Source organism: Pelagibacterium lentulum (genome assembly GCF_003992625.1).
GTDB classification, from domain to species: Bacteria; Pseudomonadota; Alphaproteobacteria; order Rhizobiales; family Devosiaceae; genus Pelagibacterium; species Pelagibacterium lentulum.
The window spans coordinates 1-24,862 of the sequence record NZ_RZMW01000029.1 but is presented as its reverse complement, the minus strand read 5'-3'; the positions used below and the strand labels follow the sequence as shown (position 1 = coordinate 24,862).

25 protein-coding genes are annotated in these 24,862 nt (G+C 58.2%); 15 read left to right on the top strand and 10 right to left on the bottom strand.

All coding sequences use genetic code 11. The features are described from left to right. Positions 1–13: 13 nt before the first annotated feature. Positions 14–3,448, bottom strand: coding sequence for a hybrid sensor histidine kinase/response regulator (locus tag EO133_RS07315; RefSeq protein WP_127071993.1), 3,435 nt, complete (start codon positions 3,446–3,448; stop codon positions 14–16). A 271-nt stretch (positions 3,449–3,719) separates the two neighbouring features. Here EO133_RS07315 and EO133_RS07310 point away from each other — a divergent pair, with 271 nt between their 5' ends. The 12 genes from EO133_RS07310 to EO133_RS07255 all read left to right on the top strand — a co-directional run bounded on the left by EO133_RS07310 (position 3,720) and on the right by EO133_RS07255 (position 14,971). Then, positions 3,720–5,396, top strand: a complete 1,677-nt coding sequence (locus EO133_RS07310) for an ABC transporter substrate-binding protein (protein ID WP_127071992.1) — start codon at positions 3,720–3,722, stop codon at positions 5,394–5,396. 72 nt (positions 5,397–5,468) lie between these two features. Beyond that, positions 5,469–6,446, top strand: a complete 978-nt coding sequence (locus EO133_RS07305; protein ID WP_127071991.1) for an ABC transporter permease — start codon at positions 5,469–5,471, stop codon at positions 6,444–6,446. A 3-nt stretch (positions 6,447–6,449) separates the two neighbouring features. After that, positions 6,450–7,370, top strand: coding sequence for an ABC transporter permease (locus EO133_RS07300; protein ID WP_127071990.1), 921 nt, complete (start codon positions 6,450–6,452; stop codon positions 7,368–7,370). Beyond that, the gene (locus tag EO133_RS07295; protein WP_127071989.1) at positions 7,367–8,155 is read left to right on the top strand and encodes an ABC transporter ATP-binding protein; all 789 of its coding nucleotides are present in this window, start codon (positions 7,367–7,369) and stop codon (positions 8,153–8,155) included. Before EO133_RS07300 ends, EO133_RS07295 begins: the two co-directional genes overlap by 4 nt. 11 nt (positions 8,156–8,166) lie before the next feature. After that, positions 8,167–9,111, top strand: a complete 945-nt coding sequence (locus EO133_RS07290) for an ABC transporter ATP-binding protein (RefSeq protein ID WP_127071988.1) — start codon at positions 8,167–8,169, stop codon at positions 9,109–9,111. After that, positions 9,111–9,575, top strand: a complete 465-nt coding sequence (locus tag EO133_RS07285; RefSeq protein ID WP_127071987.1) for a GNAT family N-acetyltransferase — start codon at positions 9,111–9,113, stop codon at positions 9,573–9,575. Before EO133_RS07290 ends, EO133_RS07285 begins: the two co-directional genes overlap by 1 nt. A 55-nt stretch (positions 9,576–9,630) precedes the next feature. Next, the gene (locus tag EO133_RS07280; protein ID WP_127071986.1) at positions 9,631–10,575 is read left to right on the top strand and encodes a LysR family transcriptional regulator; all 945 of its coding nucleotides are present in this window, start codon (positions 9,631–9,633) and stop codon (positions 10,573–10,575) included. 104 nt (positions 10,576–10,679) lie between these two features. Further along, entirely contained in the window at positions 10,680–11,618 is a 939-nt protein-coding gene (locus tag EO133_RS07275) for an SDR family NAD(P)-dependent oxidoreductase (protein WP_244640810.1), read from the top strand. Positions 11,619–11,791: 173 nt separating this feature from the next. Continuing rightward, a complete protein-coding gene (locus EO133_RS07270) occupies positions 11,792–12,691 on the top strand; it encodes a sulfurtransferase (protein WP_127071985.1) in 900 nt (299 codons plus the stop codon). Between the two features lie 80 nt (positions 12,692–12,771). Further along, positions 12,772–13,986 carry a YeeE/YedE family protein gene (locus EO133_RS07265; RefSeq protein WP_127071984.1) on the top strand — a complete coding sequence of 405 codons (1,215 nt, stop codon included), beginning with the start codon at positions 12,772–12,774 and terminating at the stop codon, positions 13,984–13,986. After that, a complete protein-coding gene (locus EO133_RS07260) occupies positions 13,983–14,390 on the top strand; it encodes a hypothetical protein (RefSeq protein WP_127071983.1) in 408 nt (135 codons plus the stop codon). Before EO133_RS07265 ends, EO133_RS07260 begins: the two co-directional genes overlap by 4 nt. After that, entirely contained in the window at positions 14,387–14,971 is a 585-nt protein-coding gene (locus EO133_RS07255) for a DUF6969 family protein (protein WP_127071982.1), read from the top strand. Before EO133_RS07260 ends, EO133_RS07255 begins: the two co-directional genes overlap by 4 nt. Here the strand turns inward: EO133_RS07255 and EO133_RS20190 are convergent. From EO133_RS20190 to aztA, 6 genes are all read right to left on the bottom strand, one after another. Continuing rightward, positions 14,968–15,135, bottom strand: a complete 168-nt coding sequence (locus EO133_RS20190) for a hypothetical protein (protein ID WP_164734920.1) — start codon at positions 15,133–15,135, stop codon at positions 14,968–14,970. The two genes, EO133_RS07255 and EO133_RS20190, sit on opposite strands and share 4 nt — an antisense overlap. Before the next feature lie 588 nt (positions 15,136–15,723). After that, complete coding sequence (locus EO133_RS07250) at positions 15,724–15,819, bottom strand: GTP-binding protein (RefSeq protein WP_244640837.1); 96 nt, start codon at positions 15,817–15,819, stop codon at positions 15,724–15,726. Positions 15,820–15,937: 118 nt separating this feature from the next. Then, positions 15,938–17,272 (bottom strand): metallochaperone AztD, encoded by a 1,335-nt coding sequence (locus EO133_RS07245; RefSeq protein WP_188681911.1) that lies wholly within the window; start codon positions 17,270–17,272, stop codon positions 15,938–15,940. Positions 17,273–17,327: 55 nt separating this feature from the next. Then, positions 17,328–18,260, bottom strand: a complete 933-nt coding sequence (gene aztC / locus EO133_RS07240) for a zinc ABC transporter substrate-binding protein AztC (protein ID WP_164734938.1) — start codon at positions 18,258–18,260, stop codon at positions 17,328–17,330. Between the two features lie 14 nt (positions 18,261–18,274). Then, a complete protein-coding gene (gene aztB / locus EO133_RS07235) occupies positions 18,275–19,150 on the bottom strand; it encodes a zinc ABC transporter permease AztB (protein ID WP_127072191.1) in 876 nt (291 codons plus the stop codon). Beyond that, positions 19,150–19,974, bottom strand: a complete 825-nt coding sequence (gene aztA / locus EO133_RS07230; RefSeq protein ID WP_127071980.1) for a zinc ABC transporter ATP-binding protein AztA — start codon at positions 19,972–19,974, stop codon at positions 19,150–19,152. Before aztA ends, aztB begins: the two co-directional genes overlap by 1 nt. Positions 19,975–20,075: 101 nt before the next feature. On the opposite strand from aztA, the gene EO133_RS07225 reads away from it, so the two are divergent. Beyond that, the gene (locus tag EO133_RS07225; protein ID WP_127072190.1) at positions 20,076–20,483 is read left to right on the top strand and encodes a Fur family transcriptional regulator; all 408 of its coding nucleotides are present in this window, start codon (positions 20,076–20,078) and stop codon (positions 20,481–20,483) included. A gap of 14 nt (positions 20,484–20,497) precedes the next feature. After that, positions 20,498–21,592: a CobW family GTP-binding protein gene (locus tag EO133_RS07220; RefSeq protein ID WP_244640808.1), complete on the top strand. Its 1,095-nt coding sequence runs from the start codon at positions 20,498–20,500 to the stop codon at positions 21,590–21,592. 223 nt (positions 21,593–21,815) lie between these two features. Here EO133_RS07220 and EO133_RS07215 read toward each other — a convergent pair whose 3' ends face one another. The 3 genes from EO133_RS07215 to EO133_RS07205 all read right to left on the bottom strand — a co-directional run bounded on the left by EO133_RS07215 (position 21,816) and on the right by EO133_RS07205 (position 23,925). Then, positions 21,816–22,115: a pyocin activator PrtN family protein gene (locus tag EO133_RS07215; RefSeq protein ID WP_244640807.1), complete on the bottom strand. Its 300-nt coding sequence runs from the start codon at positions 22,113–22,115 to the stop codon at positions 21,816–21,818. 557 nt (positions 22,116–22,672) lie between these two features. Continuing rightward, the gene (locus EO133_RS07210; protein WP_127071978.1) at positions 22,673–23,122 is read right to left on the bottom strand and encodes a c-type cytochrome; all 450 of its coding nucleotides are present in this window, start codon (positions 23,120–23,122) and stop codon (positions 22,673–22,675) included. Positions 23,123–23,130: 8 nt separating this feature from the next. Then, positions 23,131–23,925 (bottom strand): YdcF family protein, encoded by a 795-nt coding sequence (locus EO133_RS07205; protein WP_127071977.1) that lies wholly within the window; start codon positions 23,923–23,925, stop codon positions 23,131–23,133. Between the two features lie 179 nt (positions 23,926–24,104). On the opposite strand from EO133_RS07205, the gene EO133_RS07200 reads away from it, so the two are divergent. Continuing rightward, positions 24,105–24,862: HAD-IC family P-type ATPase (locus EO133_RS07200; protein ID WP_164734918.1), on the top strand; the 758-nt coding region annotated here is incomplete at its 3' end.

Genomic DNA, 24,862 nt, shown 5'->3' with positions numbered 1-24,862 from the left:
TCTTTTGAGCCGGTCAGACGCTTGGGGCGCTGTGCGGCTCGGTTTCGTTTCGGGGTTTGGGGAGGATATGGTCGCGCACATAGTCGCGCAGTTTCTGGGTGTCCTGCCGCAACTGGGCATAGTCGGTCGCAAGCGCTGCGTCCGCCCTTGCGGCCTTTTCGATATCGGCAAGCACGAACTCCGCAGTCTGGATAACGTCGCGCCAGCGCGGATTGGCGGGCAGGGTTTCTATCAGCAGATATTTGTCCAGCGTGCGGGCTTGCAATGAGGAACGGTCGAGATTGACCCGCCAAACCCCGCTCTGTTCGGCAAAGTCGATCTTGGAGCTGCCCGTTGCCTTTCGCCAAAGCGAAAGCGATTGCGCCATGACGCCAACGATGGTCTGGCGGTAAAGGTCCTTGTCCGGCGCGGCAGGCGATTGCACATCGGCATCCGTTGTGCGCGGCGTGTGCTGTTCGACAAGTGCGGGGCCGACCGTATCGATAACGCCACGGACCGAACGCACCAGATAGTCCGAGGATTGCCGGGTCTGAGCCGTGTCGGGAGTGATGACTAAGGCAAAACCACCCCCGGCATCAGCGTCCAATTCGAATCCGTTGAGCAGCATGGGCGTACCGGATTTGCCCAGCGGAACGTCATCGAGGGAGACGCGTCCTTCGTCGGTGATAGCGCGCATCATGGCATCGACAATTGTGGGCGTGAGCAGGTCCGACAAAAGTGTTGCACCCGGATCGATGGTGCGCCCGGCCAAGGCCGCAGCCGCCTGATTGCTGTAAGTGATGCGACCGGTTTCGCTGATACACAAAAGGCCCGCTTCGAGCGTATCGAGAAGGCGCGTCATGCGCTGCTGGGAAAGACGCAGGGCATCTTCGACCTGCACACGGCGCTCGATCTCGGATTTGAGTTCGCGGTTCTCGCGGGCGGTGCCGCGGGCGCGTCCTGCTTCAAGCAGGGTTGCGATGCGAGCAAGCAACTCGTCCTTGACGAAAGGCTTGACGATGTAATCGTTGGCACCATGCTCAAACCCCGCAATGACGTCGCGGGTGCGCGAACGGGCCGTGACCATGATGATCGGCAGTTCGAGCAGTCCGTATCGGTCGCGTAGGCGCTTTGCCACTTCCAGCCCGCCCATTTGCGGCATCATGACATCAAGAACGATGAGATCGGGCTTGTGCTTTTCGACACTCGCGAGCGCATCGGCACCGGTCTGGGCCGTCTGGATCACGTAGCCTTGCGGCGCAAGGACGTTACGCAGCACCTGAATGTTTATCGGCTCGTCATCGACAACAAGAATGACCGGCGCATCGTGACCGGTCGCAGCCGTCATGTCGGATGTATCGGCAAGCAACATACCCATGGATTCGCGGATGCCTGAAGGCGGTTCGCCATAGGTGATGATCTCGGCCTGGGTGGCATCGTGTTCCGCAACCGGAACTTCGAGCACAAAGCGGGAGCCCTGTCCAAGTTTGGACTGGGCCAACAGATTGCCCTGCATGGCGGTGGTAAGCTGGCGGGCAATGGTTAGCCCCAGACCCGCTCCGCCGGGCTTGGAGGCAAGCTCGGTGGGTTCAACCCGTTCAAGCGGCTGAAAGATACGCTCAAGGCTGTCAGGCGCAATGCCGATCCCGGTATCGGTGACGGCGACCGACACCGTATCGCCTTCTGCCCCAGCGGTGATCGAGATCTCGCCCTGATCGGTATATTTGATGGCGTTGCCGATGAGATTGTACAGCACCTGCTCGAACCGGACCGGATCGACCATCACATAGGGCAGGGAGTCCGGGATATCGACATTGAGTGTCACAGGCTCGCCACGCAAAAGCGGCTCGGCCAGATGCATGACGTTGCGGATCGAGGTCGCGACATGGACGGGGTGGATGTCGAGCCGCATACGGCCCTGGCGGATACGATAGATGTCGATGAGGTCATCGACAAGGCGTGAAAGCCGGCGCGCCGAAAAGGTGATGAGATCGAGTTGGCTGCGCTGGGGCGCGCTCAATTCGCCAACCGCTCCGGCGGACAGCGTTTCGGAAATGCCGATAATGCCATTGAGCGGTGTGCGCAACTCGTGGCTGGTATTGGCTACGAACGTGTCTTTGAGCCGGTCGGCCTCTTCCAGCGCGGCGTTCTTTTCCTCGATCAGTTCTACATGCCGTTGCAACTCGACATTCTTCTGGCTGATCAGACTGAGCTGGCCACGGATCGCATCCCGCATGCGTTTGAAGCTTTGGGTGAGCCTTCCAAGCTCTGTCGGTCTTTCGATTGATGGAATTCTGCGGTCGAGATCGCCCGCGGCAATCGCTTCGGCAATATCGATGAGGTTTTGCAAAGGTGCGGTCATCGTGCGCGAGAGCACGAAGGCCACCCAGAACAACAGCGGCAGGCCGATGGCGGCAATGATCAGGACGAACTGGGTCAGCGCTACCGAGTTGGCAAAGGCAACGCGTGTGGGAACTTCGGCAGCTAGCGTCCAGCGCGTATCGCCAAATCGAACCGGACCCCAGGCTGCCAGTGCGGCGCCGTCGGAAAGCCCGTTATCGATGAGAGCCGTATCGGATTCGGCAACGCCATTGTGGGCAGGCGAAACCGGCTGGCCGATTTCGATGCCATAGCCAGCAGGCGCCGAGACGAGGCTGCCATTGCCGGCAATCAGATAGAAGTTGCCGCTGTCTTCCTCCTGGGCCTGAACGATCGTGCTGATACCGTCGGCGGGCAGCCGGAAAATCGCGACACCGCGCGGACGCTGATAAAACTCGACCTTGACCGCGACATAGGCAGCAAATTCCCTCGTTTCCGGGTCGAGCGCAAAATCGCTGACTTCAAACAATTGCTCGTTGGCCATGGCACGCTGCGCAAGCTGGCCAAGCCGGCTTTCAGCCAGATTCTCATCGAGATCGCCGCCGAGATAAGCGTCCTTTTCAACCGAATAAACGACGCGGCCATCGGTGTTAACGAGATAGAGGTTATCGAACTCGGCTGAACGGATGAAACTGGAAAACTCCTCGTGAAAGCGTTGATGCGCGTTGGAATATTCCAGCGCATTGCGCAGCATGGTGTCTATGTCGGGTGTGAAATTGCCGTCGCTTGCCGGTGCCTGCCCGTTAACCCCGAAAATGCGCTGCAAGAGACCTCGCGCTTCCTCCGGGTCGGCGTCGATCTGCCGGAAGGCGTAGGAAAAGCCATAAAAGTCACCGATGGAGTAGCGGACCGCGTTAGATTTGGTTAACGATTCCGCCTGCCGGAAGGCGAATGTTAGATATTGTTCGATCTCGGAGCGTTTTGCATCGCGGACAAAGGACAGCTTGGCAAAGGTCTCGTCCTCGACATTAGCGTTGAGAATTGAGAAAAAGACCGCGGCCGTCAGCACGAGCGGCAGGGTGGTTATGGCAATAAGGATAAGGAACAGCCGGGCTCGAAAGCCGGACGGCGCAAGCGCAAATGGCAGCATGATGCTATGTTCCTCCCCAAAGCTGGCGAACAGCTCTAACGATTATTCATATTGCCATGCGCAAATCCATAAAGTCCCGAATCTCTGATCTTTCGATTTTTACGATTTTGTCGTTTTTGGCCGGGCATTTTACGGAAATGTACCCGTGACATTGGGCCCGCACTCCCGCTCACATTGTTCCCGCGTTTCTAGCGTGCTTCGGGCGAAAATCCGCCGAAGCGGGAACTTCGCTGCACTATGTTGCGGCCACTCTGGAGGGAGAACTACCAATATGCATACGAGTTTCATCAAAAGCGCGCTGCTGGCCAGTGCGCTGGTTTTGCCGGTCGCGGCCGGTGCAATGGCCCAGGAGGATGGCCGCGCGATCCTGACAGCCGTTCCCCAGCAGCTCACCGCTTGGGTGGAAAACTACAACCCTTATAACGCTACGACCGTCCTGCCGACGATTCTGGATTTCATGTACGAGCCACTTGTCGTGTTCAATGCACTGCAGGGTGGCGAGCCAGAATACCGATTGGCTGAGTCGTTTGAGTATTCCAACGACCAGCTTTCGATCACCTTTGTCCTGCGTGAAGGGCTTGTCTGGTCTGACGGCGAGCCGCTGACCGCCGAAGACGTGGTTTTCTCGTTTGAACTGATGCGTGAGCACCCGGCGCTCGACCTGCGGGCGGTCTGGCCCAAGCTCCAGGGAATTGAGGCGATTGATGATCGCACAGTGCGGATCGATCTCACTGAGGTCGATGCCGGGCTGATCTATCAGCTCGTGCAGGTCTATCCCGTTCCCAAGCATATTTGGGAAGGCGTCGAAGACCCTGTGACCTATACCAACCCAACAACGGTCGGCTCGGGTCCATTGACCGAAATCGACCGGTTTACCCCACAGGAGTATATCCAGTGCCGCAACCCCAATTATTGGGATGCCGATAGCCTGCATGTTGATTGCATGCGGCTGCCCCAGCTTGCCAACAACGATCAGGTGCTGAGTGCAGCAGCAAATGGTGAATTGGACTGGTTCGGTTCTTTCCTGCCCGATATCGAACGTACTTATGTCGGAACCGACCCGGACAATCACGGCTACTGGTTCCCTGCCGGCTCACCAGTATTCTTCTCACTCAACATGCAGATTGAAGAGCCGGGTCTGAACGAAGCCTTCAACGATGTCGTGTTCCGCCGGGCGTTCTCGATGGCAATGGACCGCGAGGCCATGGTCGACATCGCCGGTTATGGCTACCCGACTGTTAATGACTATCCATCCGGGCTTGGCCGCGCATATCACTCCTGGAACAACCCCGAAGTTGAAGCGGAATACGGTCAATATACCGAGTTTGACATCGAAGGCGCCCGGACGCTGCTCGAAGAAGCCGGTTATGCCGATACCAATGGCAATGGCTATCTCGAAACCCCGAGCGGGGAGCCGATCCGCTTCTCGATCATCGTTCCGAATGGCTGGACGGATTGGGTTAACACCGTGCAGCTCGCCGTCGAAGGGCTCAACGAGATCGGTATCGATGCTTCGATGCAGACCCCGGAAAGCCCTGCCTGGACCGACCAACTCATGGCGGGTGATTATCAGGCGGCGATCAACTCGGTGACGACCGGGGTGACCCCGCATTACTTCCTGGATCAATCGCTGCATTCGCGCCATATCGGGCAGTCGCGGTTCCAATCGGCGCGTTATGCCAATCCCGAACTCGACGCTGCCCTCGACGCGTTCAACGCAACGACCGATGCGGATGAGCAGGCCGAGATCATGAACGAGATCCAGATGATCATCGCGGCGGATATGCCTTTGATCAACGTGTTCAACAACCCGCTCTGGTACCAGTACAACACGTCGCGCTTCACCGGCTTCTTTAATGCCGACAATCCTCACGCGCGTCCAGTTGTCTATTCAGGCGTACCTGAACGCCTTCTGCACCTGCTCGCTCTGCGGCCGGTAGAAAACTAACGCTCCTCCCTAGCCAGTGGTGCGGCCCTTTGCTGGGGCCGCACTGCCCTTTATCTGATTGTGGAGGAAATCATGGCCTTCGTCCTGCGTCGTCTGGGCTTTTATGTTGCAGCTTTCTTTGTGGCTGCAACGATCAACTTCATCCTGCCGCGGTTGATGCCCGGCAATCCGATCGACATCATGTTTTCGCAGGCGCAGGGCACCATCCCGCCTGAAGCGCGCGCGGCATTGATCGAAACCTTCGGCTTCGCAACCGGTGCCATCCACGAGCAATATTTCTCTTATCTCAAATCGGTGTTCACCGGAGATCTTGGCTATTCCATTCGCTTTTACCCCCAGACGGTCGGCGAACGGCTCGGCTATGCGCTGCCATGGACGCTGCTATTGGCGGGCACGGCAACCGTTATGGCCTTTTGTATCGGCTCGCTGATGGGCGTATTTGCCGCCTGGAAGCGCGGTGGAGCATTCGATGCGGTGATAACGCCCAGCTCGCTGGCCCTACAGGCCATTCCGCCAGTCGTGATCGCGCTGGTCGCGCTCTTTGTCTTCGGCGTTATGCTGCGATGGCTGCCAACGGGCTATGCCTATAATCCGGGGCTCGATCCTGAATTTTCGCTGCGTTATCTCGGAAGCGTTTTTTATCACGCCATAATGCCGGTCTGCTCACTGATGATCGTCTTTGTCGGCGGCTATCTCGTCACCATGCGCAACAACATGATCGGCCAATTGGGCGAAGATCATGTAATCATGGGGCTTGCCAAGGGCCTTTCCGAGCGGCGGGTGAAGTTCAACTACGCCGCGCGCAATGCGCTGCTGCCTTCGGTTACTTCACTTGGGTTGACGCTCGGCGCAATCCTGGGCGGCTCGCTGGTAACAGAAGTGGTGTTCAATTATCCCGGCCTGGGCCAGACCCTTTATATCGGTATCGTGTCGCGCGATTATCCGCTGATCCAAGGCCAGCTTCTTATCATGACGCTGGCGATCCTGACTGCCAACCTCATTGTCGATCTGGCCTATGTCCTGCTCGATCCAAGATTGCGGAGGGCCTGACCCATGCTAGAAACACTCAAGGTCTTTTTGCGCAATCGCAAGGCCGCCATCGGGCTGGCCATCGTTCTGGGGTATGTCGCGGTGGCGCTTATCGGCCCTCTGTTCCTTGCGGCCGATCCCATGGCGCGGGTGGGGCGTCCGCACATGCCGCCCGATGCCGATGCGCTGATGGGCACCACAAGAATGGGCCGGGACGTATTCGCTCAATTGATTTATGGCACGCGAACGTCGCTGGCGGTGGGCTTTTTTGCCGGGCTTCTGGTTGTCGCCATCGGCACAGTGCTCGGCATCGCGGCAGGCTATTTCGGCGGCCTCATCGATGAGGTCATAAACTTCTGCACCAATGTGGTGCTGGTCATCCCGCAATTGCCGTTGCTTTTGGTGATCGCCGCCTTTCTGGGCCAGACATCGCCTTTCGTGATTGCGATCATCATCGGCATTACGTCCTGGGCCTGGGGAGCGCGTGTGACGCGGGCCCAGACAATGAGTTTGCGACGTCGTGAATACATCCAGGCGTCTGAACTGGTCGGAGAGCCTGCGCACCGGATGATCTTTGTCGAGTTGATGCCCAACCTGCTCTCGATCATCGGCTTCAACTTCATCGGGTCAGTGACCTATACGATCATTACACAGGCAACTCTGGAGTTTCTGGGGCTGGGCAATCCAATGGCTGTGTCCTGGGGAACCATGCTCTATCACGCGCAGAATTCGTCCGCGATTGCGGTGGGTGCCTGGTGGGAAATTCTCGCTCCGGCGGCAGCGGTCGCCGGCATCGGTATCGGCCTTTCGCTCCTCAATTTCGGCGTCGATGAAATCTCCAATCCGCGCCTGCGGACATTGGGGACGATCGCTGCAGCGGCAAAAGCGCAGGAAAAGCTCGACCGCGCTCGCGCGCAGGGCAAGTTGCAGGAGGCAGCGCAATGAGCCAATTGGTCAATGTCAAAGGCTTGCAGGTGGACTTCCTGACGGGCAAGGGGCTGTTCACCGCGGTAAAGGGCATCGATTTCGATATCGGTCATGGCGAAGTCATGGGGCTTGCCGGGGAATCGGGCTGCGGGAAATCGACCATTGCCTTTTCCCTGATGCGGTTGCATCGCCCACCTGCCATCATCTCCAAAGGGTCGATCATTATCGATGGCGAGGACGTGCTGGCCATGCCGCTCGACAGGCTGGAGAAATGGCGCTGGTCGAGTGTGTCAATGGTGTTTCAGAGCGCGATGAATTCGCTCAATCCGGTCATCACTCTTTTCGAGCAGTTCCGCGATATGCTGTATCGCCATACCGGCATGGGGCGGGCGCAGGCGCGAGCACGGGCCGAAGAACTCCTGGCCCTTGTCGGCATACCGCCCGAAAGGCTCGACGATTACCCGCATCAATTGTCCGGCGGTATGCGCCAACGGGTCGTCCTGGCCATGGCTTTGGCGCTCAATCCCAAGCTGATTATCATGGACGAGCCGACAACGGCGCTCGACGTTGTGGTGCAGCGGGAAATCCTGCAGGAAATCATGGCGCTCAAAGCCCGGTTCGGCTTTTCGATCCTGTTCATCACGCACGATCTGGCGCTGATGAGCCAGTTTGCCGACCGGATCTCGGTTATGCTGGAAGGCAAGATCGTCGAGGTCGCTCCGACTGCTGAGATCGTGGCCAATCCGGCTCATGCCTACACACAAAAGCTATGGGATGCGATGCCCAGGCTTGGCGCAGCGTAAGGAGGAGCACGATGAGCGAACAACCCCTTCTCCAACTTGAGAACGCAGGCAAGACGTTTCACCTAAAACCGATGTTCGGCGCGGCCAAAGAGGTCGTTGCCATGCGCAATATCTCGCTCTCGGTCGAACAGGGCAGGGCGCTGGCGGTGGTCGGGGAATCCGGCTCGGGAAAATCCACCCTTGGTCGCGCGGTGACGCGGCTTTTCTCGCTGACCGAAGGCCGGGTGCTGTTCAAGGGGCGTGACATTTCGCAGATGAAATCGCGCAGCGAAAGCCTTGCCTATAACCGGGCAGTGCAAATGGTTTTTCAGGACCCGTTTGCTGCGCTCAATCCGGCTCATACGATCCGGCACCATCTCGAACGGCCTTTGAAGCTGCACCACAAACTTTCCGGATGGGCGCTGGCTGAAGCGGTAAAAGGCGTGTTGGCCGATGTTGAACTCGACCCGGACATGGCGCTTTCCAAATATCCGCACGAGCTTTCGGGTGGACAGCGCCAGCGCGTCAATCTCGCCCGTGCGCTCGCTGTTGGCGCTGAACTGGTGGTGGCCGATGAGCCGACATCGATGCTCGACGTATCGATCCGCAAGTCGGTGCTGGGTTTGATGAAACGCATGAAAACCGACCGCGGCATCACGTTTCTCTATATCACCCACGACATCGCGACGGCCCACTATCTGGCTGAGGATACAGCCGTGATGTTTGCCGGACAGGTGGTGGAGTGGGGGCCTTCAGAACGCGTGATCGCCAACCCGCAGCATCCCTATACCAAGGTTTTGCTTTCCGCTGTGCCGGACCCCGCACAACGTTTTGTTGCAAGCGAAGATGGCGGCAGAGCCTTTGCAAAAGGCGTCGAAGAGGTGCGGGCATTGGCGCGCAAACCTGCGGGCTTGCCTGTTGAGGTCGAACCGGGCCATTTTGTGCGTCATCGTTTGACGCAATTGGATGCTGCCTGATGGGGGATTTGCTGGTTCGGCTTTATGACCTGCCGCGTTTTGATTACGGGCAGGTCGAGGCGCAGGGTGTCGTGCTGCGGCGGGCGCTCGCGCCCGAGCGCCTGGTTGTAAGCGAGTGGGTGGAAAAGCACTTTTCACGCCATTGGCGCGCGGAAGTCGAAGTGGGATTTTCCCATCAGCCTATTGATGTCTGGCTGGCAACCGACAAAACCGGGCTGCTGGGCTTTGCCTGTGGCGATGTGACGGCGCGGGGCTTTTTCGGTCCGACGGGAGTTGCTGAGGCCGCACGGGGCAAAGGCATCGGCGCCGCGCTGCTGTTCAAAACGCTGGAAGATATCAAAGCCAAGGGCTTTGCCTACGCAGTGATCGGCGATCCCGGCCCGGTCGATTTCTATATGCGCCTGCTCGATGCTATCGAAATTCCCAATTCCAAGCCGGGAATTTATCGGGATTTGCTGAAATAGTCAGGCAATGTTCCCGCTTCATTTATGCGCGTGGCCTCGCTAATCTGCGTGCATCATGAAGAAGAACTTTACAATCGTGCCCGGCGGACTCGACGGAACGATGGCCTTTCTGAAAGTCGCTGAAAAGCGCAGCTTTCGTGCCGCAGCCATTGAACTTGGAATATCGCCATCGGCTGTCAGTCAGGCTGTCCGGAAGCTCGAAGACAAGGTGGGCGTGGCGCTTGTCGCGCGGACGACGCGAAGCGTTGGGTTGACGCAGGCAGGTCAACGTTTTCTGGAACGCGCCGGTCCTGCCATGGCCGAAATGGAAGCGGCCTTTGAGGTAGCGCACGCGCTTGGAGCCACCCCGAGCGGATTGTTGCGACTGACGGTGCCTCGAGCGGTCGTCGGGCCACTGATCGAGCCAGTGTTGCCGGACTTTTGCGCGCAATATCCTGAAATCCAAGTGGAAATCGTAGCAGATTCCGGCCTTGTCGATATTGTCGATGGCGGCTTTGACGCAGGCATACGGCTCGGCGAACTGGTTCATGCGGATATGATCGGACTGCGGCTAACGCCTGCGTTTCAATACTGCATTGTGGGAGCGCCATCCTATTTCGCGCGGTGGGGAATCCCTGAAAAGCCTAGCGATCTACGCGCGCATCGGGCGGTCAATTTCCGCCAGCCAAATTCGGGCGCCATTTATCGATGGGAGTTTGTGCAAGAGGGAGAGGACATCGAGGTTTCCGTCGATGGACCGCTCACGGTCAACGACGAAGCCCTAATGCTCAACATGGCGCTGGAGGGGATCGGGCTGGCCTATATTGCCGCGCCGCTTGTGCAGCAGCATCTGAAAGCCAAGCGCCTGCGGAGCGTATTGGAGCTATATTGCCCGGAAAGTCCGGGTCTTTTCCTCTATTACCCCAGCCGGGCCCAGACATTGCCCAAGCTCAGGGCCTTTATTGACTTTATCGCAGCGCGACGCTCCGAGATCGCAGCTCATCCCTTACTGAACCCATAAGATTGTGAAGCGGGGCTTCACAATGCATGAAGGTCCAGCGCGATTGTTGAAGCTATAGCGCCGCCCATATCCTCTCTCGGATCAGCGTGAGACGAGAGGTTACTATGAGTGCAGATGACGAAAAGCCCGCCAACCCTGGCAGACGGCGCATGCTCGGCGCGACGGCTGTAGGCACGGTCATTGGCGCGGCAGCGGGCTTGGCCGGTGGCATGGCACTAGCGGGCGGTGGTCGTCCGCCTGCCGCGCCGGTTTTTGAAGGCCGCCGCCGGTTCGACGATCAAGTGGTGCTGATAACAGGTGCAACATCAGGCATCGGTCGCGCGGCTGCCGAAGCGTTCGCTGCCGAAGGCGCGCGCGTGGCTTTTTGCGGACGCCGGGAGACTCTTGGGGCTCAGGTCGAGGCGAGCATTCGGGAGCAAGGCGGCGAAGCGCTCTATATCAGGGCTGACGTTCGCGATGAGGGCGAGGTAAATGCTTTCGTCGATGAAGCGCTTGCCGCCTACGGTCGGATCGACATTGCGCTCAATAATGCGGGCATCAGCTTTAGCAAACCGATGCACGAAATTTCACGCGATGAATGGGACGACATTCAAAATACAAATGTGCGCGGAGTGTTTCTGGCAATGAAGGCCCAGATCCCGCATATGCTGGAGCGGGGTGGGCAGATCATCGTGACATCCTCGGTCAATATTGTCGGCGCGCGCCCGCAATTGGGCGCCTACAATGCCAGTAAACGCGCACTGGCAGGCCTCGTGCAAACAGCAGCGCTTGAATACGCGGAGCAGGGGATACGCGTTAATGGCATCTGCCCCGGCGCCACCGATACTGAGATGATCCGGCGGCAGGCTGGCATGATGGATGCACCGGACGCCGTGTGGCGCACTGGCCTCGGCGTTTGGGGGCGTTCAAATGTTCACGGGCTCGGCAGAGTTGCCGCGCCGCATGAAATCGCGGCAGCCATTTTAGCCATGGCAGCGCCAGATATGACGTATCTCAACGGATCGCTGTTCTTTGTCGACGGTGGTATGACCTCGGCCCTGTAGGCGGGGAGGTGCCCTTGGTAGCTAACATGCCAGTTGGCAATGGCATGCTCGTGTTCTGGAAATGTGTAGCAAGGTTTTTTTCGCCGGGTGATCAATTTAGCGCGGGTGCCCTCGCATACTGATCGGCAAAATACGATAATGGTGTCAGAAAATTATCCCAAAGGAGCACCATTATGCGTCTCGCGACCTTGGTCCTTGCGGCAAGCCTTGCCGCCGCCCCAGCATTCGCACAATCTGCCGTTACCCCCCTGGTCGATGCCGAATGGCTCAAGGCCAATACCGGGGCGGACAATCTCGTTGTCCTCGATGTTCGTGACAATATCGAGGGCACCGATCTGGGCGATCTGCCCTATCTCGCCAACGCGGTCCTCGCCCCATATGGCAGCGCTGGCTGGCGCACAGAAATCGAAGGTGTACCCGGCCAGTTTCCCGGCGTTGAAGCGGCAACGGCTCTGATCTCCAGCCTTGGCATCGACAACAACGATCATGTTGTGATCGTGCCCTGGGGTACCGACTCTTCGGAAATCGGCGGTGCGACCCGTGTTTACTGGACGTTCAAATATCTCGGCCACGAGGATGTTTCCATTCTCGATGGCGGATGGCGTCAATATGATGCCGTAGGCGGCGCGCGCGTTGCCGAACTGGCTCAGCCTGAAGCCAGTGTTTTTGAAGTCGATATTCAGGACCATCTGTTGGCGACCACCGACGATGTTCTCGCCGCGCTTGAAAACGGTATTGCCCTTGTCGATGGCCGTCCGCCGGAGCACTTCAACGGCGAATCCAAGAGCCCGGTTGTTGCGACACCCGGCACCATTCCCGGCGCGGTAAACATCCCCCATTTCGAGCTTTATAGTGCCGATTATGCCCGCTTTGCCCAGCCTGAAACGGTTGCTGCACTATCGCAGGCTGTCGGGCTTGCGGCCGACGAGGAAAATATTGCTTTCTGCAATACCGGCCATTGGGCATCGGTTGCCTGGTTCGGACTATCTGAAATCCTCGGCAACAAGCAGACGTCAATGTATGACGGGTCCATGGCCGAATGGACGCTCGACGCTTCGCGTCCAGTCGAATAAAGACGATAGGCAGAATGGATAACGCGCAGGCGCCCGTATAGCGGGTGTCTGTTGCTGTCTAATATCGGGGAACCTTATTCATGTCCGACACTGCTCTGGACCGTCCCAACTATTTACCGCCCGCCATTTCCGACAAAGGACCGGTGCTTGTCGCAGGCATTGGCCTGCTGCTTGGCTTTGTCGTCATTTCATGGCTGATCGATCTGCGCCAGGCGACGTTGTTCCTGATCGGCGGCGGTTTGGGCGCCGCGCTCTATCATGGCTCATTCGGCTTTACCGGTGGCTGGCGCCGCATGGTGGTCGAAAAGCGCGGACGCGGCATGCGCGCGCAGATGCTGATGATTGGCATTGCCGCCGTGGCAATGATGCCGCTTCTGGCCGCAGGCAGCATTGGCGGTCAGCCGCTGGTGGGCGCGATGGCGCCGGTCGGTGTTTCTGTTTTGCTCGGCGCAGCAATCTTCGGACTGGGTATGCAACTTGGCGGCGGGTGCGGGTCCGGTACGCTGTTTACGGTTGGCGGCGGCTCCGCCCGCATGTTGGTGACGCTTGCCTTCTTTATTATCGGCGCCCTGATCGGCACCGCCCATCTGCCCTTTTGGCTGGAGCAGCCATCGCTGCCTGCCATCAATATCAGTTCTGAACTGGGCACGGGTTTTGCTGTCATCGCAACCATCGCCGGACTTGCCATCGTAGCGCTTGTTACGGCGGTCATAGAGCGGCGCGCTCACGGCAACATCGAAGCCGATCCCGGTCCCCGGCGTCCGGGCTGGAGCTGGCTGCTCTATGGTCCATGGCCACTGGTCGGCGCAGGGCTGGTGCTGGCGCTTCTCAATATCGCGACGTTGCTTCTGGCCGGTCATCCGTGGTCGATCACTTATGGCTTTGGCCTTTGGGGCGCAAAGATCGCGCAGGCTGTCGGTGTTCCGGTCGCAAGCTGGGAGTTCTGGACCTGGCCCGCACAGGCTCAGGCGCTTTCAAGCTCGGTGCTGAACGACAACACGTCAGTGATGAATTTCGGGATCATATTGGGGGCGGCGCTGACCGCCGGCCTTGCAGGAAAATTTGCGCCCAAAGCTGCATTGCCGCTGGGGTCTCTGGCCGCCGCAGCGCTTGGCGGCTTGCTGATGGGCTATGGCGCGCGGCTTTCCTTCGGTTGCAATATCGGCGCATTGTTCTCCGGCATTGCCTCTGGCAGCCTGCATGGCTGGCTGTGGTTTGGCTCTGCATTTATCGGCTCGTTTGCCGGTATCTGGCTACGCCCCTTTTTCGGACTTGATGGATTTGCAAAGAAATGAGTACCGGTCGTAACACCCTATTGTTCGGCGTCATGTTTGCGGCTGGGACGGCTGCTGTTGTGGCCGATCATGTAACAAGTCCTGTGCCGCAGGCGGCGCCTGCTGTCGCCCAGTCGGGCGCGGCACCTTGTGCTGCGGGTGCTCCATGTGCAGCCGGTGCTCCCGTTGCCGCAGCACCCTGCGCGGCTGGCGCTCCTTGTGCCGCAGGGGCGCCTCTTGCCGCTGCGCCGCCGCCCCCGGCACCGATGCCACAGGCTGAGGAACAATCGCAACTGGCTCCGCCCCCTCCGCCGCCCGCGCCCATGCCCGAGCCAGACGCACAGGCAGAGCTTGCGCCCCCACCGCCCCCGCCATTGCCAATGCCGGACGGCGCAACCGAAGCGCCGGACCTCGCGGTGAACTGATGAGTGAGGCGCGGGACCGGGCTTTGCAGGAGATTGCTTTTTGCGAGCAGGTGCTGGCGAAAGGCGGGTTCAACGTCTTGACCGAGACTTTGCGCGACGCGCCATCGATCACGGCATGGACCCATTACCCCCAGCCCGATGTTTTCGACCCGCAAACCGGAGCGCAGTGGTTCTATCACTGCCATCCGGCAGACGATCCTGAAGGAGCTATCGAGCACGGACATTTCCATTGTTTCGTGCGGCCTTTAGGGGCAGACGGTCCCATCCATCATCTTGTGGCAATCGGGGTCGATCCCTATGGCAAGCCAGTGCGGCTCTTCACGGTCAATCAATGGGTGGTCGGGGACGACTGGCTGGATGCCGAGCCGACAATCGGGCTGCTGGAGCGTTTCGACGTGCATATGCCGCGCCCCTCCTATCTCGTGAACCGTTGGCTCACGGCGACGACCGCAGCCCATGAGGACGCTATCGCAGGGCTGATCAGAGAACGCGATGCCGTGCTGGCGCGCCACGTGGCACCTGCCGGAACATCTATCCGCGAAGACAGGGAACTCGAAGTCGTATCGGAACTACGGCTCTAGAGACGGCTGAATACGACAGCTGCAATAAGAACGCCGACGACCAGCACGGCGAGCGCTGGCATCCAACCCCAGATCATTGCTGTCTTTGCAGCAAGGAAAAGCGAAATGACAACTCCAACTGCCGTTTGGCCCAAGGCTCTGTTGATGGACTTTTGTGTGGCCATTGTTTCACTCCTCCCAGCGAACTCGGCTGATACCTTTTCGGAATTGGATTCCTTGCAGCCGATACAGAACCATTCATATTATCGTGCGCAAAATTTTCTGATTAAAAGGTTAAAACGTTGCGATAACTTGCTTCGGTTGTGCCCCCATTGGCAGACGGCATAAGAAATAGCCTGCAAAGATTGACGATTGAAGCAGTTATATTGCAGCGCCTATAGCAAAAACATAGATACCCGGACGCACCAAGGCATTAGAAACGAGCAGGCAGGCCTGTCACACGCCCGGCGTTTCAGCGTTGCCCGATAATGGATCGGATGGACATTCCAGAAGCGACAACAAAGTCAATTGCTTGAGAGATTTGATTTTTTGATTGTTGTACGTTTGGTTGTATCTGGCCTCATTTAGGTTCTGGGAACGCCACCGCGAAAAACCGAATGGAAGCGAGGCGAGCCATGATCGTCCTGCGATGCGGTAACTTCAGTCCGACCAAAATGCAGTTTGTCTGTATGTCCCGGACCATCTGCGAAATGCCGGGATTGGCTTGCTTCCGGTGGTATGCACTGAGCGTGGCGCAGATAATCTCCTTTCACTCATATTGTTGACGACGCTTCGGCCTTGGGGGCCTGCCGCTTATTGAGAACGTGATTGAGCAGGGTCGTCTTGCCCGCTCCCAGAAAGCCTGACAATGCGTTTACGGCAGACGTCGGCCGGCGCTCGGCGTAAGCATTCTGGTAAACTCCATGCAAAGAAAGAAGCGCCCGGCCTTTGGCCGGACGCAAGAGTATCAGAGCGGTTCAAACGCTCTTAGTGGTCATGATCATGGTCGTCATCATCGTGGTGATCGTCGTGATGGTCATGGTCATCATGGTCATGGTCATGGTCATGGTCGTGGTCGTGGTCGTGGTCGTGGTCGTGGTCGTGATCGTGGTCGTGGTCGCCATGCACGATACCGGTCCCACCTACGGAAACGATGTTGAAAGGCACGCCTTCGATCTCGATTTCGCCGGTCACTTCAAAACTTGCAGCATCGATTACATGCAGCTTGCCTTCGAGTGGGTCCGTCACGAAAACACTGTCACCGGCAACCGCAACGCGCGGGCGCGGATCGCTCCAGTGGCCGTCCATCGAGTAGGGCCCGGTTACCCGAACCGATTGCGCGATATCGCCCGAAATGATGTCGAGCTGGTGCAACTGGCCGTCTTCGGTGAAGACATAAGCAAAGCGGGCCCGGACATTATCCACGGCAAAATGCACCCGACGGGTGGGCAACTCGACCAGGCGGAAGGGTTCTTCAGCATCGGCTTCGATGATACTCACAGTGCTGGCATCGAAATTGCCCAGGAAATACTGAAGCCCGCGGCCCCCGATCAGCGTCGAGACACGTCCTTGGGGCAAGCGGTCGGTGAAGGTGAGCGGTTCGATGACCGGTTCACCGCCGCTGGAACGGACGATCAGAATTCCATCGGCACAACCGCCAATGGCCACCAGATTGCCAGAAACGGCCTCGCCGTGCATTCCGACACATTCATAGTCGTCGCCAATCTGGTTACCATCGCGATCGAGGATCCTTACACCAACCGGGGCATTGGATGGATCTTCGGGATGGGGAATAGAAACGATGTCGGAAGTGTCGAACGGAATGACTGCACCGTGGTGCGGAGCACCCGAATCCACTTCACGAAGCTCGCTTGCGCCGGCCAGGGCATCTGTTTCGGTGAAGACCCGTGCCAGACCCTCCCCGTCAAAGAAAGCTGCGTACTGGCCGCGGTTCTCAACGAAGTGCGAAGGCCTCTCGCCCGTGACAACCAGCCCGGTCAGGCCCGGTTGACTGACATCAATGTCGGCATGATCGCCATGGTCGTCAAAGGCAATGCCGGTCGAGATCGCTGTCACCGCCCCTGCGGATCCTTGCACTGCAAAGACGGTTTCACCGCTGTCGCTGCGATACAGGCTCGCGGGACCGTCGATGTCGAACGTATCGATCACATTTCCATTTACGGCATCGAGAACCGTGACGACGGCTTGGCCGTGGTCCGAGACGAACAGGCGCCAAGCCGTGACTTCCTCGTCTGCGAACGCGCCCCCCGCCATCGACGCAACAAGCGCCAATGCCGAGCTTCTGAGCAGGAACATTTTCATATCAATAACCTCCATAGGGTCTTGCGATTTGGATCGTGCCGGACACGATCGGGGTTCAGTCGACGGCGAGTGCCGCGCTGATGGTGGAAAGGTTGTGACGGATCATTTCGAGGTAGGTTGGTGCGGGACCATCCGGCCCTGACAGGGCATCGGAGTACAACGTGCCGCCAAGCTCGAGGCCGGCCTCATGTGCGATTTGCTCAACCAGTCGCGAGTCTGAGATGTTCTCGGCGAAAACCGCGCTTGCATTTTGCGCGCGTATTTCACGAATGAGGCTGGCAACATCGGCCGCCGAGGCTTCGGAATCGGTCGAAACGCCTTGTGGCGAGAGGAAGGTGATACCGTAGTCGCGCTGGAAATAGCGGAAAGCGTCATGGGCAACGACAACCACCCGCCGGTCTTCGGGGATCGCGGCGATCTGCGCCCTTATCTCATCTTCAAGTGCGGCCAACTCATCGATATAGTCTTGCGCATTCGCCGTGTATGTGGAGCACCCTTGCGCATCGACGGCACAGAAGGCCTGGGCGATGTTTTCGACATAGACTTTCGCGTTGGCAACGGACTGCCAGGCATGAGGGTCGTAGGGAGCAGCGTGGAAAACAGTTCGGTCGCCGTAATAATGATAATGGCCGCCCTGCGGATCATCGAGAATATCGGCCCCTTGCGAGACTTCAACGATTTCCGCCGAGGTCCCACTGGCTTGGACGAGCCGGGTGAGAAATCCTTCAAACAGCAAGCCGTTTTGCAGCACGACATCGGCCCTTGCCAAGGCGACCGCATCGGCCGGGCGAGGCTCATAGACATGGGCATCGCCATCTGCGCCGACGAGCGTCGTTAGCGCGATTCGGTCTCCGCCGACCTCTTGAGCGAAGTCGCCCAAGATCGAGAACGTCGCGACCACGTTAAGCGAAGCCTGTTGTGCCCATGCAATCTGCGGCGCTAATGTTATAACAGTACAAATTGAGGCGTGCTTGAGCCAGCGATAGATCATGGCAATATCCTTCAGGCAGTTCGGTGGGAGGTTCGGGGCAGGCGCGTCAGTAAAACTCCGCGCGTACCGGCGATCACCGATACCGCATAGAGCAGACCTGCCGACAAGATGATGGCCGGCCCGGAGGGCAGCGCGGCGTGATAGGAAAGCAAGAGGCCCGAGACCGAGGACACGACACCGAAACCGATGGCGAGCACGCACATGGTCTCCACCCGCTGGGTCCAGAACCGTGCGGCAGCGGCTGGCAGGATCATCAGCCCGACCGACAGCAATGTACCGAGCGCCTGAAATCCGGCCACCAGATTGATGACAACCAGGCCCAAAAACACGAAATGAACCGGGGATCCCAGTTTTGAGACCGAGCGCAAGAACAGCGGATCGAGACATTCGGCGATAAGCGCGCGCCGAAAAATTGCAAGCGTTATCAGAGTTGTTCCAGTCACCAAAGCTATCAAGGTCAGGGCATCGTGATTAAGCGCAAGGACGGTTCCAAACAGCACGTGCATGAGGTCGATACTCGAACCGCGCATGGAAACCATGACTACCCCAACCGCCAAAGAAATCAGATAGAAGGCCGCCATTGAGGCATCTTCCTTCTGGACTGTGAGCCGCGAAACCGCGCCGGCGCCCAGCGCTACCACAACACCTGCGACCAACCCTCCAAGGGTCATCGGCACAAGTTCCAGACCAAAGAGCAGAAACCCCGCGGCAGCGCCGGGCAGGATCGCATGCGCCATCGCGTCCCCGGTCAGGCTCATGCGGCGCAGCATAAGGAAAACACCCACCGGCGCAGCGCTGAAAGAAAGCATCAGCGCGCCAAGCAGTGCCCGCTGCATGAAGACAAATTCAAGGAAAGGTGCGATCAGAAAATCGCCGATCCCGCCCATCATGCAACACCCCGTTGCGTGCGCCCGACAACGGAATCTGATCGGCCGCTGCCTGGGAGATCGGCGCTGCGGGCGGCACGCTCAACGTCGTCCTGTGGCTCACACCACGGGGCCGCTTCGTCCCAGCTTTCCTGAAATTGACGTGCGCGCAAAAGGTTTTCCGCGCTCAGCGCTTCGCGAGCATCGCCCCAGACGACCGGACGCTGCGCCAGCAGCAGCGCCTCGGGAAAAATCTCACGCACCAGATCGAGATCGTGTACGACCACAAGGACGGTACGACCTTCGCCGTGCCATCGCTGAATAAGCGTCACCAAATCGGTCACAGTCTTGGTGTCGATGGCATTGAACGGCTCGTCGAGCAGGATCAAGTCTGCGTCCTGCACCAACACGCGCGCAAACAATGCGCGCTGAAACTGCCCACCCGAAAGCGTGTCTATGGGACGCTTCTCAAAGCCTGTGAGGCCAACAGCCATCAGCGCCTTGCCAACCAGTTCCTTGTCTTCTGGGCGATGGCGTCCCAGCAGTCCGCGTTTGGGCCAGAGCCCAAGCGCGACCAACTCGCGCACCTGAGCGGGAAAGGAGCGATCCAGTTCCGATTGCTGGGGCAGATAGGCGATACGTGTGCCGGGCGAGACCGTGCAGTAGCCCCCCATTGGCCGGAGCATGCCCACAATGGCCTTCATCAATGTAGATTTTCCTGAGCCATTGCCGCCCACAACAGCCAGAAGGGTGCCCGTCTCAACTACACCGTCCAGGTGATGCACCGCGGGGTGACTGTCATAGCCCAGTGTCAGATCGGAGAAGGTTATGCAGGGATGAGTCATCGTGATGCGGGATCGAGCAAGCTTGAGTTGTTAGAATAGTGATGTTATTACATTACACATCAATCGATGCAAGACTTGCATGTGAGGCGAATTCAAAGATGTTGCAAACGCCCAAGCTCACCAGAAACCAGGAGTTGGTTTTCCAGGTGCTTAGCGATACAGACGTGCCTTTGAGCGCCTACGCAGTGCTGTCGCGGCTCGATGAGACTGGTCTACGGGCGCCGCTCCAGGTTTATAGAGCGCTTGAAAAACTGATGACGTATGGCCTTGTACACCGGATCGAATGTCTGAACGCGTTCGTCGTTTGCAGCCATGCGGGAAACGATTGCAACGGCGTGGTGGCTTTCGCAATCTGCGATAGTTGCGGTCACGTAACCGAGTTTCCCGAGATCGCCATCGAAAGGCGCCTCAAACGCTGGTCCCGGGACCATTCGTTCAGACCTGAAAAGTTGACAGTCGAGATGCGCGGCCTGTGCGACGAATGTCAGAGCCGAGATCCACACCCTTGAACACGTGGCCTGCCATGTCGCACACCTTACCCGTCACCCTGCTCACCGGTTTCCTTGGATCTGGCAAGACCACGCTGCTCAACCGCATGCTTGCAGATCCAGGGATGCAAAAAGCCGCCGTCGTGGTCAACGAATTCGGCTCAGTCGCGATTGACAACGATTTGGTTCATAAGGGCACCGAACGGTATTTCTTAACCACCACCGGGTGCCTTTGCTGCAATGCGACCAGTGATATCCGCACTTCGCTTTATGAACTGAACGACATGGTAGTTGCCCAGGCAGTTCCTCGGTTCGATCGGGTGGTGATCGAAACCACCGGGCTTGCGGATCCCGCACCCATAGTCAACAGCCTCATTCCGGGCGGCGCGCCTGCCCTCGGGCTGCGCGACCACGTGGTAGCACGGCGATTTCATCTCTCCAGGATTGTGGCAACGCTCGATACCGAACTCGGGCCAAAAACCCTCGACAGTTACGTAGAAGCGCGCAAGCAACTGGCGTTTGCCAACGACATTGTCATGACCAAGGGCGATCTCATGCCCGATGCGGTTGAGCAATCGTGTGCTCGCGCGGTCGAGTTGAACCCGCACGCCCATTTGCATGATGCCAATCAGCCCGGTTTTGCCGTAGCCAGTCTGATCGGTTCAAGCTCCGTGTCTTACGCGCCCACAGAACGGATCGAAGATGTTGCCAGATGGCTGTCCGGGGAAGGGCACACCCATCACTCTCACCACGGTCATCATCATGACCATAAGCACGATCACGACAGCCCGAACCGTCATGGAGCGGTTTCGGCGTTGCACCTGTCAGCCGATCAGCCGCTCGATCCAAAGGCGGTCGACGCATTTCTGTCCGCAATGACCGGTCAGCGCCATGCAGGCCTGCTGCGAATGAAGGGCTTGTTGGCGTTGGCGGACGATCCATCCAGGCCAATGGTCGTCCACGCGGTTCAGCACAGACTATACTCACCCTTCCGCCTCGAAGGTTGGCCGAACAGTGACAACCGGAGTCGGCTTATGCTGATCGGGGCAGACATGCCAGCCGAACCGATCAGGCGCTATTTCGCGTCGCTGGTCAAACGGAACAGACCGTGGTGGCGCGGGGCAATCTGAGTTACACAGCCTCAGAAAAGCAATCTGCCATTCCAAGCATTTTTTAGTTGATCGCAAGATACAGTCCAAAGAACAGGACAAGATTGTCAATGACTGTCACTGAAGCTGCCGTTGCCTTGGGCGAAAGCCTGAAGCCATCGATCTTGCTTCGTCGACCAGGCGCGTTATAACCGAGGCTAGATACCGGTCGGGCGGCCGCATCCTGGCTGATATCTCAACGCCGTCAATATTTGCGCCGATAGTGAAACGCATGACGGAAAGCGTGGAGCTCCGACAGTGCGATTTCACGCCGTTTGTCTGGGTAGGAGGCCAAGTATCGAAGATGAATGCTTTTCGCGCACATCTGGCTCCATTCTATTCGTACCGGCGGGATACCAATCTCTCCTGACCCAAGCTCTTGAAGAAATTTCGGCAGCTTCGAGTGGGATGAGGGGTTTGCCGTTGTAGTGAGCCGTAAGCAGAAAGGTGCAGTTGAGTGGCATCCAAGTGGTAACACTTTGAAAAACGGGACGAAGTGAGGCATACATCAAAGAGACAGGCAGTGTTAGTCTGTCCAATCTCAGAGGTGGTTTGGGAACACTATATAAGTGATTGAGAATAATAGGAAGTTTTCCATTGCGCCAATGATGGACTGGGGGTAAACGCTATATATATCAATAAGTTATTGGAAGTCGTGTGCAAAATGAGCACACAGAAGTTTGGGTATACTCCCCGTTTCAGTCTTCGAAATGCAGCTCGGGAGCGCGCGGGAAAGCTCCCCTGAAAGAGCTTTTCCCTGTCAGATTGGGTGCAGTATTTCGCTCTGGAACTTGTGTAAACGGGCGCGGTATTTAGCGGCTGTCCTCACTCTAGTTGGCGGATCGGCGGATATCGCAAATGGGGGCATTTCTGCCCGACCGCTTCTGCTCGGCGGACTTGGGGAAGCGGGCCAACCTGGGGCGCTGCGCTTCGACGGCTTCGCGCCCCCAATTGCGGTTGTTAAGCCAGCCCTTGAGCACACCCAGAAGCGGAAGGTATGCGCTCGACAAGGGTTCGCGAACGGACTTTTAGCGGCATCGCGTGCTTGAAAATGGAGTAGTTCTACCGCTCGCGCTCGGACATTTGCGCCTGATATTGGCTTTCGCGCTCAGGCCAGGTGCTCTTAATATAGTCGAGAACGGCCCGGATTTCGTCATCGGTGAGGACGTCTCCGAACCCGGGCATGTCGCTCTCATATGTGCCGCCGACAATTTCTGCCACCCCGTCGCGTGTGATGCGGAAGAGTTGGTTGTCGCTGTGGTGCCAGGTGTGACCGGTGGCATCGTGTGGAGGGGCAGGCATTCGCCCGTTGGGCAGGCGCTCCTGCCAATTGGGCTGGCCCTCCAGGTTCTCTCCATGACAAGCGGCGCAGTGTTCGATGTAGAGGTGCCGGCCTTGGGCGAGGCGCTCGGCTTGTGCCCGGCCATCGGCAGCACGTCCGAAAACGAACAAAGCCACAGGAATGGCGATGAGCACCATGATCGCTGCGGCGATTATTATCGGGCGTGACATCGGCAGCCTCACTGGTCCGGCGAGGGGAACAGTTCCTCGGTGAACCCTGCCAGATGATAGGTCACAAGGCCAATCCATTCGTGCGCTGCCAGATCGATGGCCGCCAGTCCGCTCGATGCTGTGGCGGACCAGTTTATGTTGCCCGACTTTGTCCTGAAATCCACTGGATAGGGGATCACCGCGAAGGATGCTGCCCTGAAGCACCCAACAGCGCGCGGCATGTGGCTGGCGGATGTAACGAGAATCCAGGTTCCAGAAGCCCGGTCGCCGAGCGCGGCAGTCGTCTCGCTGGCGTTCTCGCAGGTGTTGCGGGACCGCTCTTCCATCTCAATACGATCTCCGTCGACGCCTGCAGCAATGAGCGTCTGCCTGGCGAGTTCGGATTCGGTCAGGGTTCCATCGTGGAAAAGGTGCCCGCCGCCGCCTGAGAGAAAGACCACAGCATCTGGATAACGTTCCGCAAGCATTCGGGTTTCGATGACCCGTTCGCCTGCTTCGTTGAGGGTCAGCGCATCGCGATCGTGGGAGATATGGGTGTCGACGGCACCACCGAGCAGAATTATGCCGGCAACATCGCTTGGCAAAGGCGGGCGCGCAAAGCGGTCCTCGAGAGTTCCGAGTGCAGCGGCGCCCAAAGGGCTCCACGCCGCCAGAGCCATCCCTGTGATCGAAGCAATACCCAGCGTTGCCGCAGTTTTCCGGAACTTCAGCAGCCAAAAACCCAAGGCCACCAGCAAAACAAGTAGCAGGATGTTGGAAGGGACCAGGAAGAAGCTCAGTAATTTGGATAGGTTGAAAAACATCGGGGACCTCCACGACGTCTTCCAGTAGCACCTTCGCCGTCAACAATCGATTGACGTCGATTCCGCTTGACCTTCCTACCATTGGAAGCAGCAAAGTCCGGAGTGCGAGCTTGACCTCGATCAACGCTCGTGTGGAGAAATCCACCTAAGGCAGTGACTGGAGCGGAGAGGTCTGGAAAATGAACGAACATCAACACCACCATGCTGACAGTGGCCTTGGTGCAAAGGATGCATCGGGGCACGACAAGCATGCGGGCCACTCGGTTTCCATGTTTCGTGACAAGTTCTGGCTCTCGCTGGCTTTGACGATACCGACTGTCATTTGGGAGCCAATGATCCAGGAGTGGTTCGGCTACACTGCACCACACTTTCCCGGATCAAACTTTATCCCACCATTGTTTGGCACCATCGTTTTTTTCTACGGTGGCTGGGTGTTTTTGAGCAGCGCAATCGGCGAGCTCAAAACGCGCCTTCCGGGCATGATGACGTTGATTTCGCTCGCGATCTCCGTTGCGTTTATCTACAGCGTTGCTATCTTTCTCGGGTTCGATGGTCATCCCTTGTGGTGGGAGCTGGCCACGCTGGTCACCATCATGCTGCTGGGACACTGGATCGAGATGCGCTCGATTTCTCAGGCTCAGGGCGCTCTCAATGAACTCGCCAAGCTGTTACCGGACATGGCAGTGCGCGTGGTTGAAGGGGACCGGACAGAAGAGGTGGCCGTCTCCGACCTCAAAGCCGATGACGTCGTCCTGGTGCGTCCAGGGGCATCAATCCCCGCCGATGGCATCGTTATCTCAGGCAAGAGCTCGGTCAACGAATCCATGATCACGGGCGAATCTGCTCTGGTCGACAAGTCGGACTCCTCGGAAGTCCTCGGCGGCACCGTGAACGGGCAAGGTTCCCTTCGCGTCCGCGTGCTTCAAACTGGTCAGGA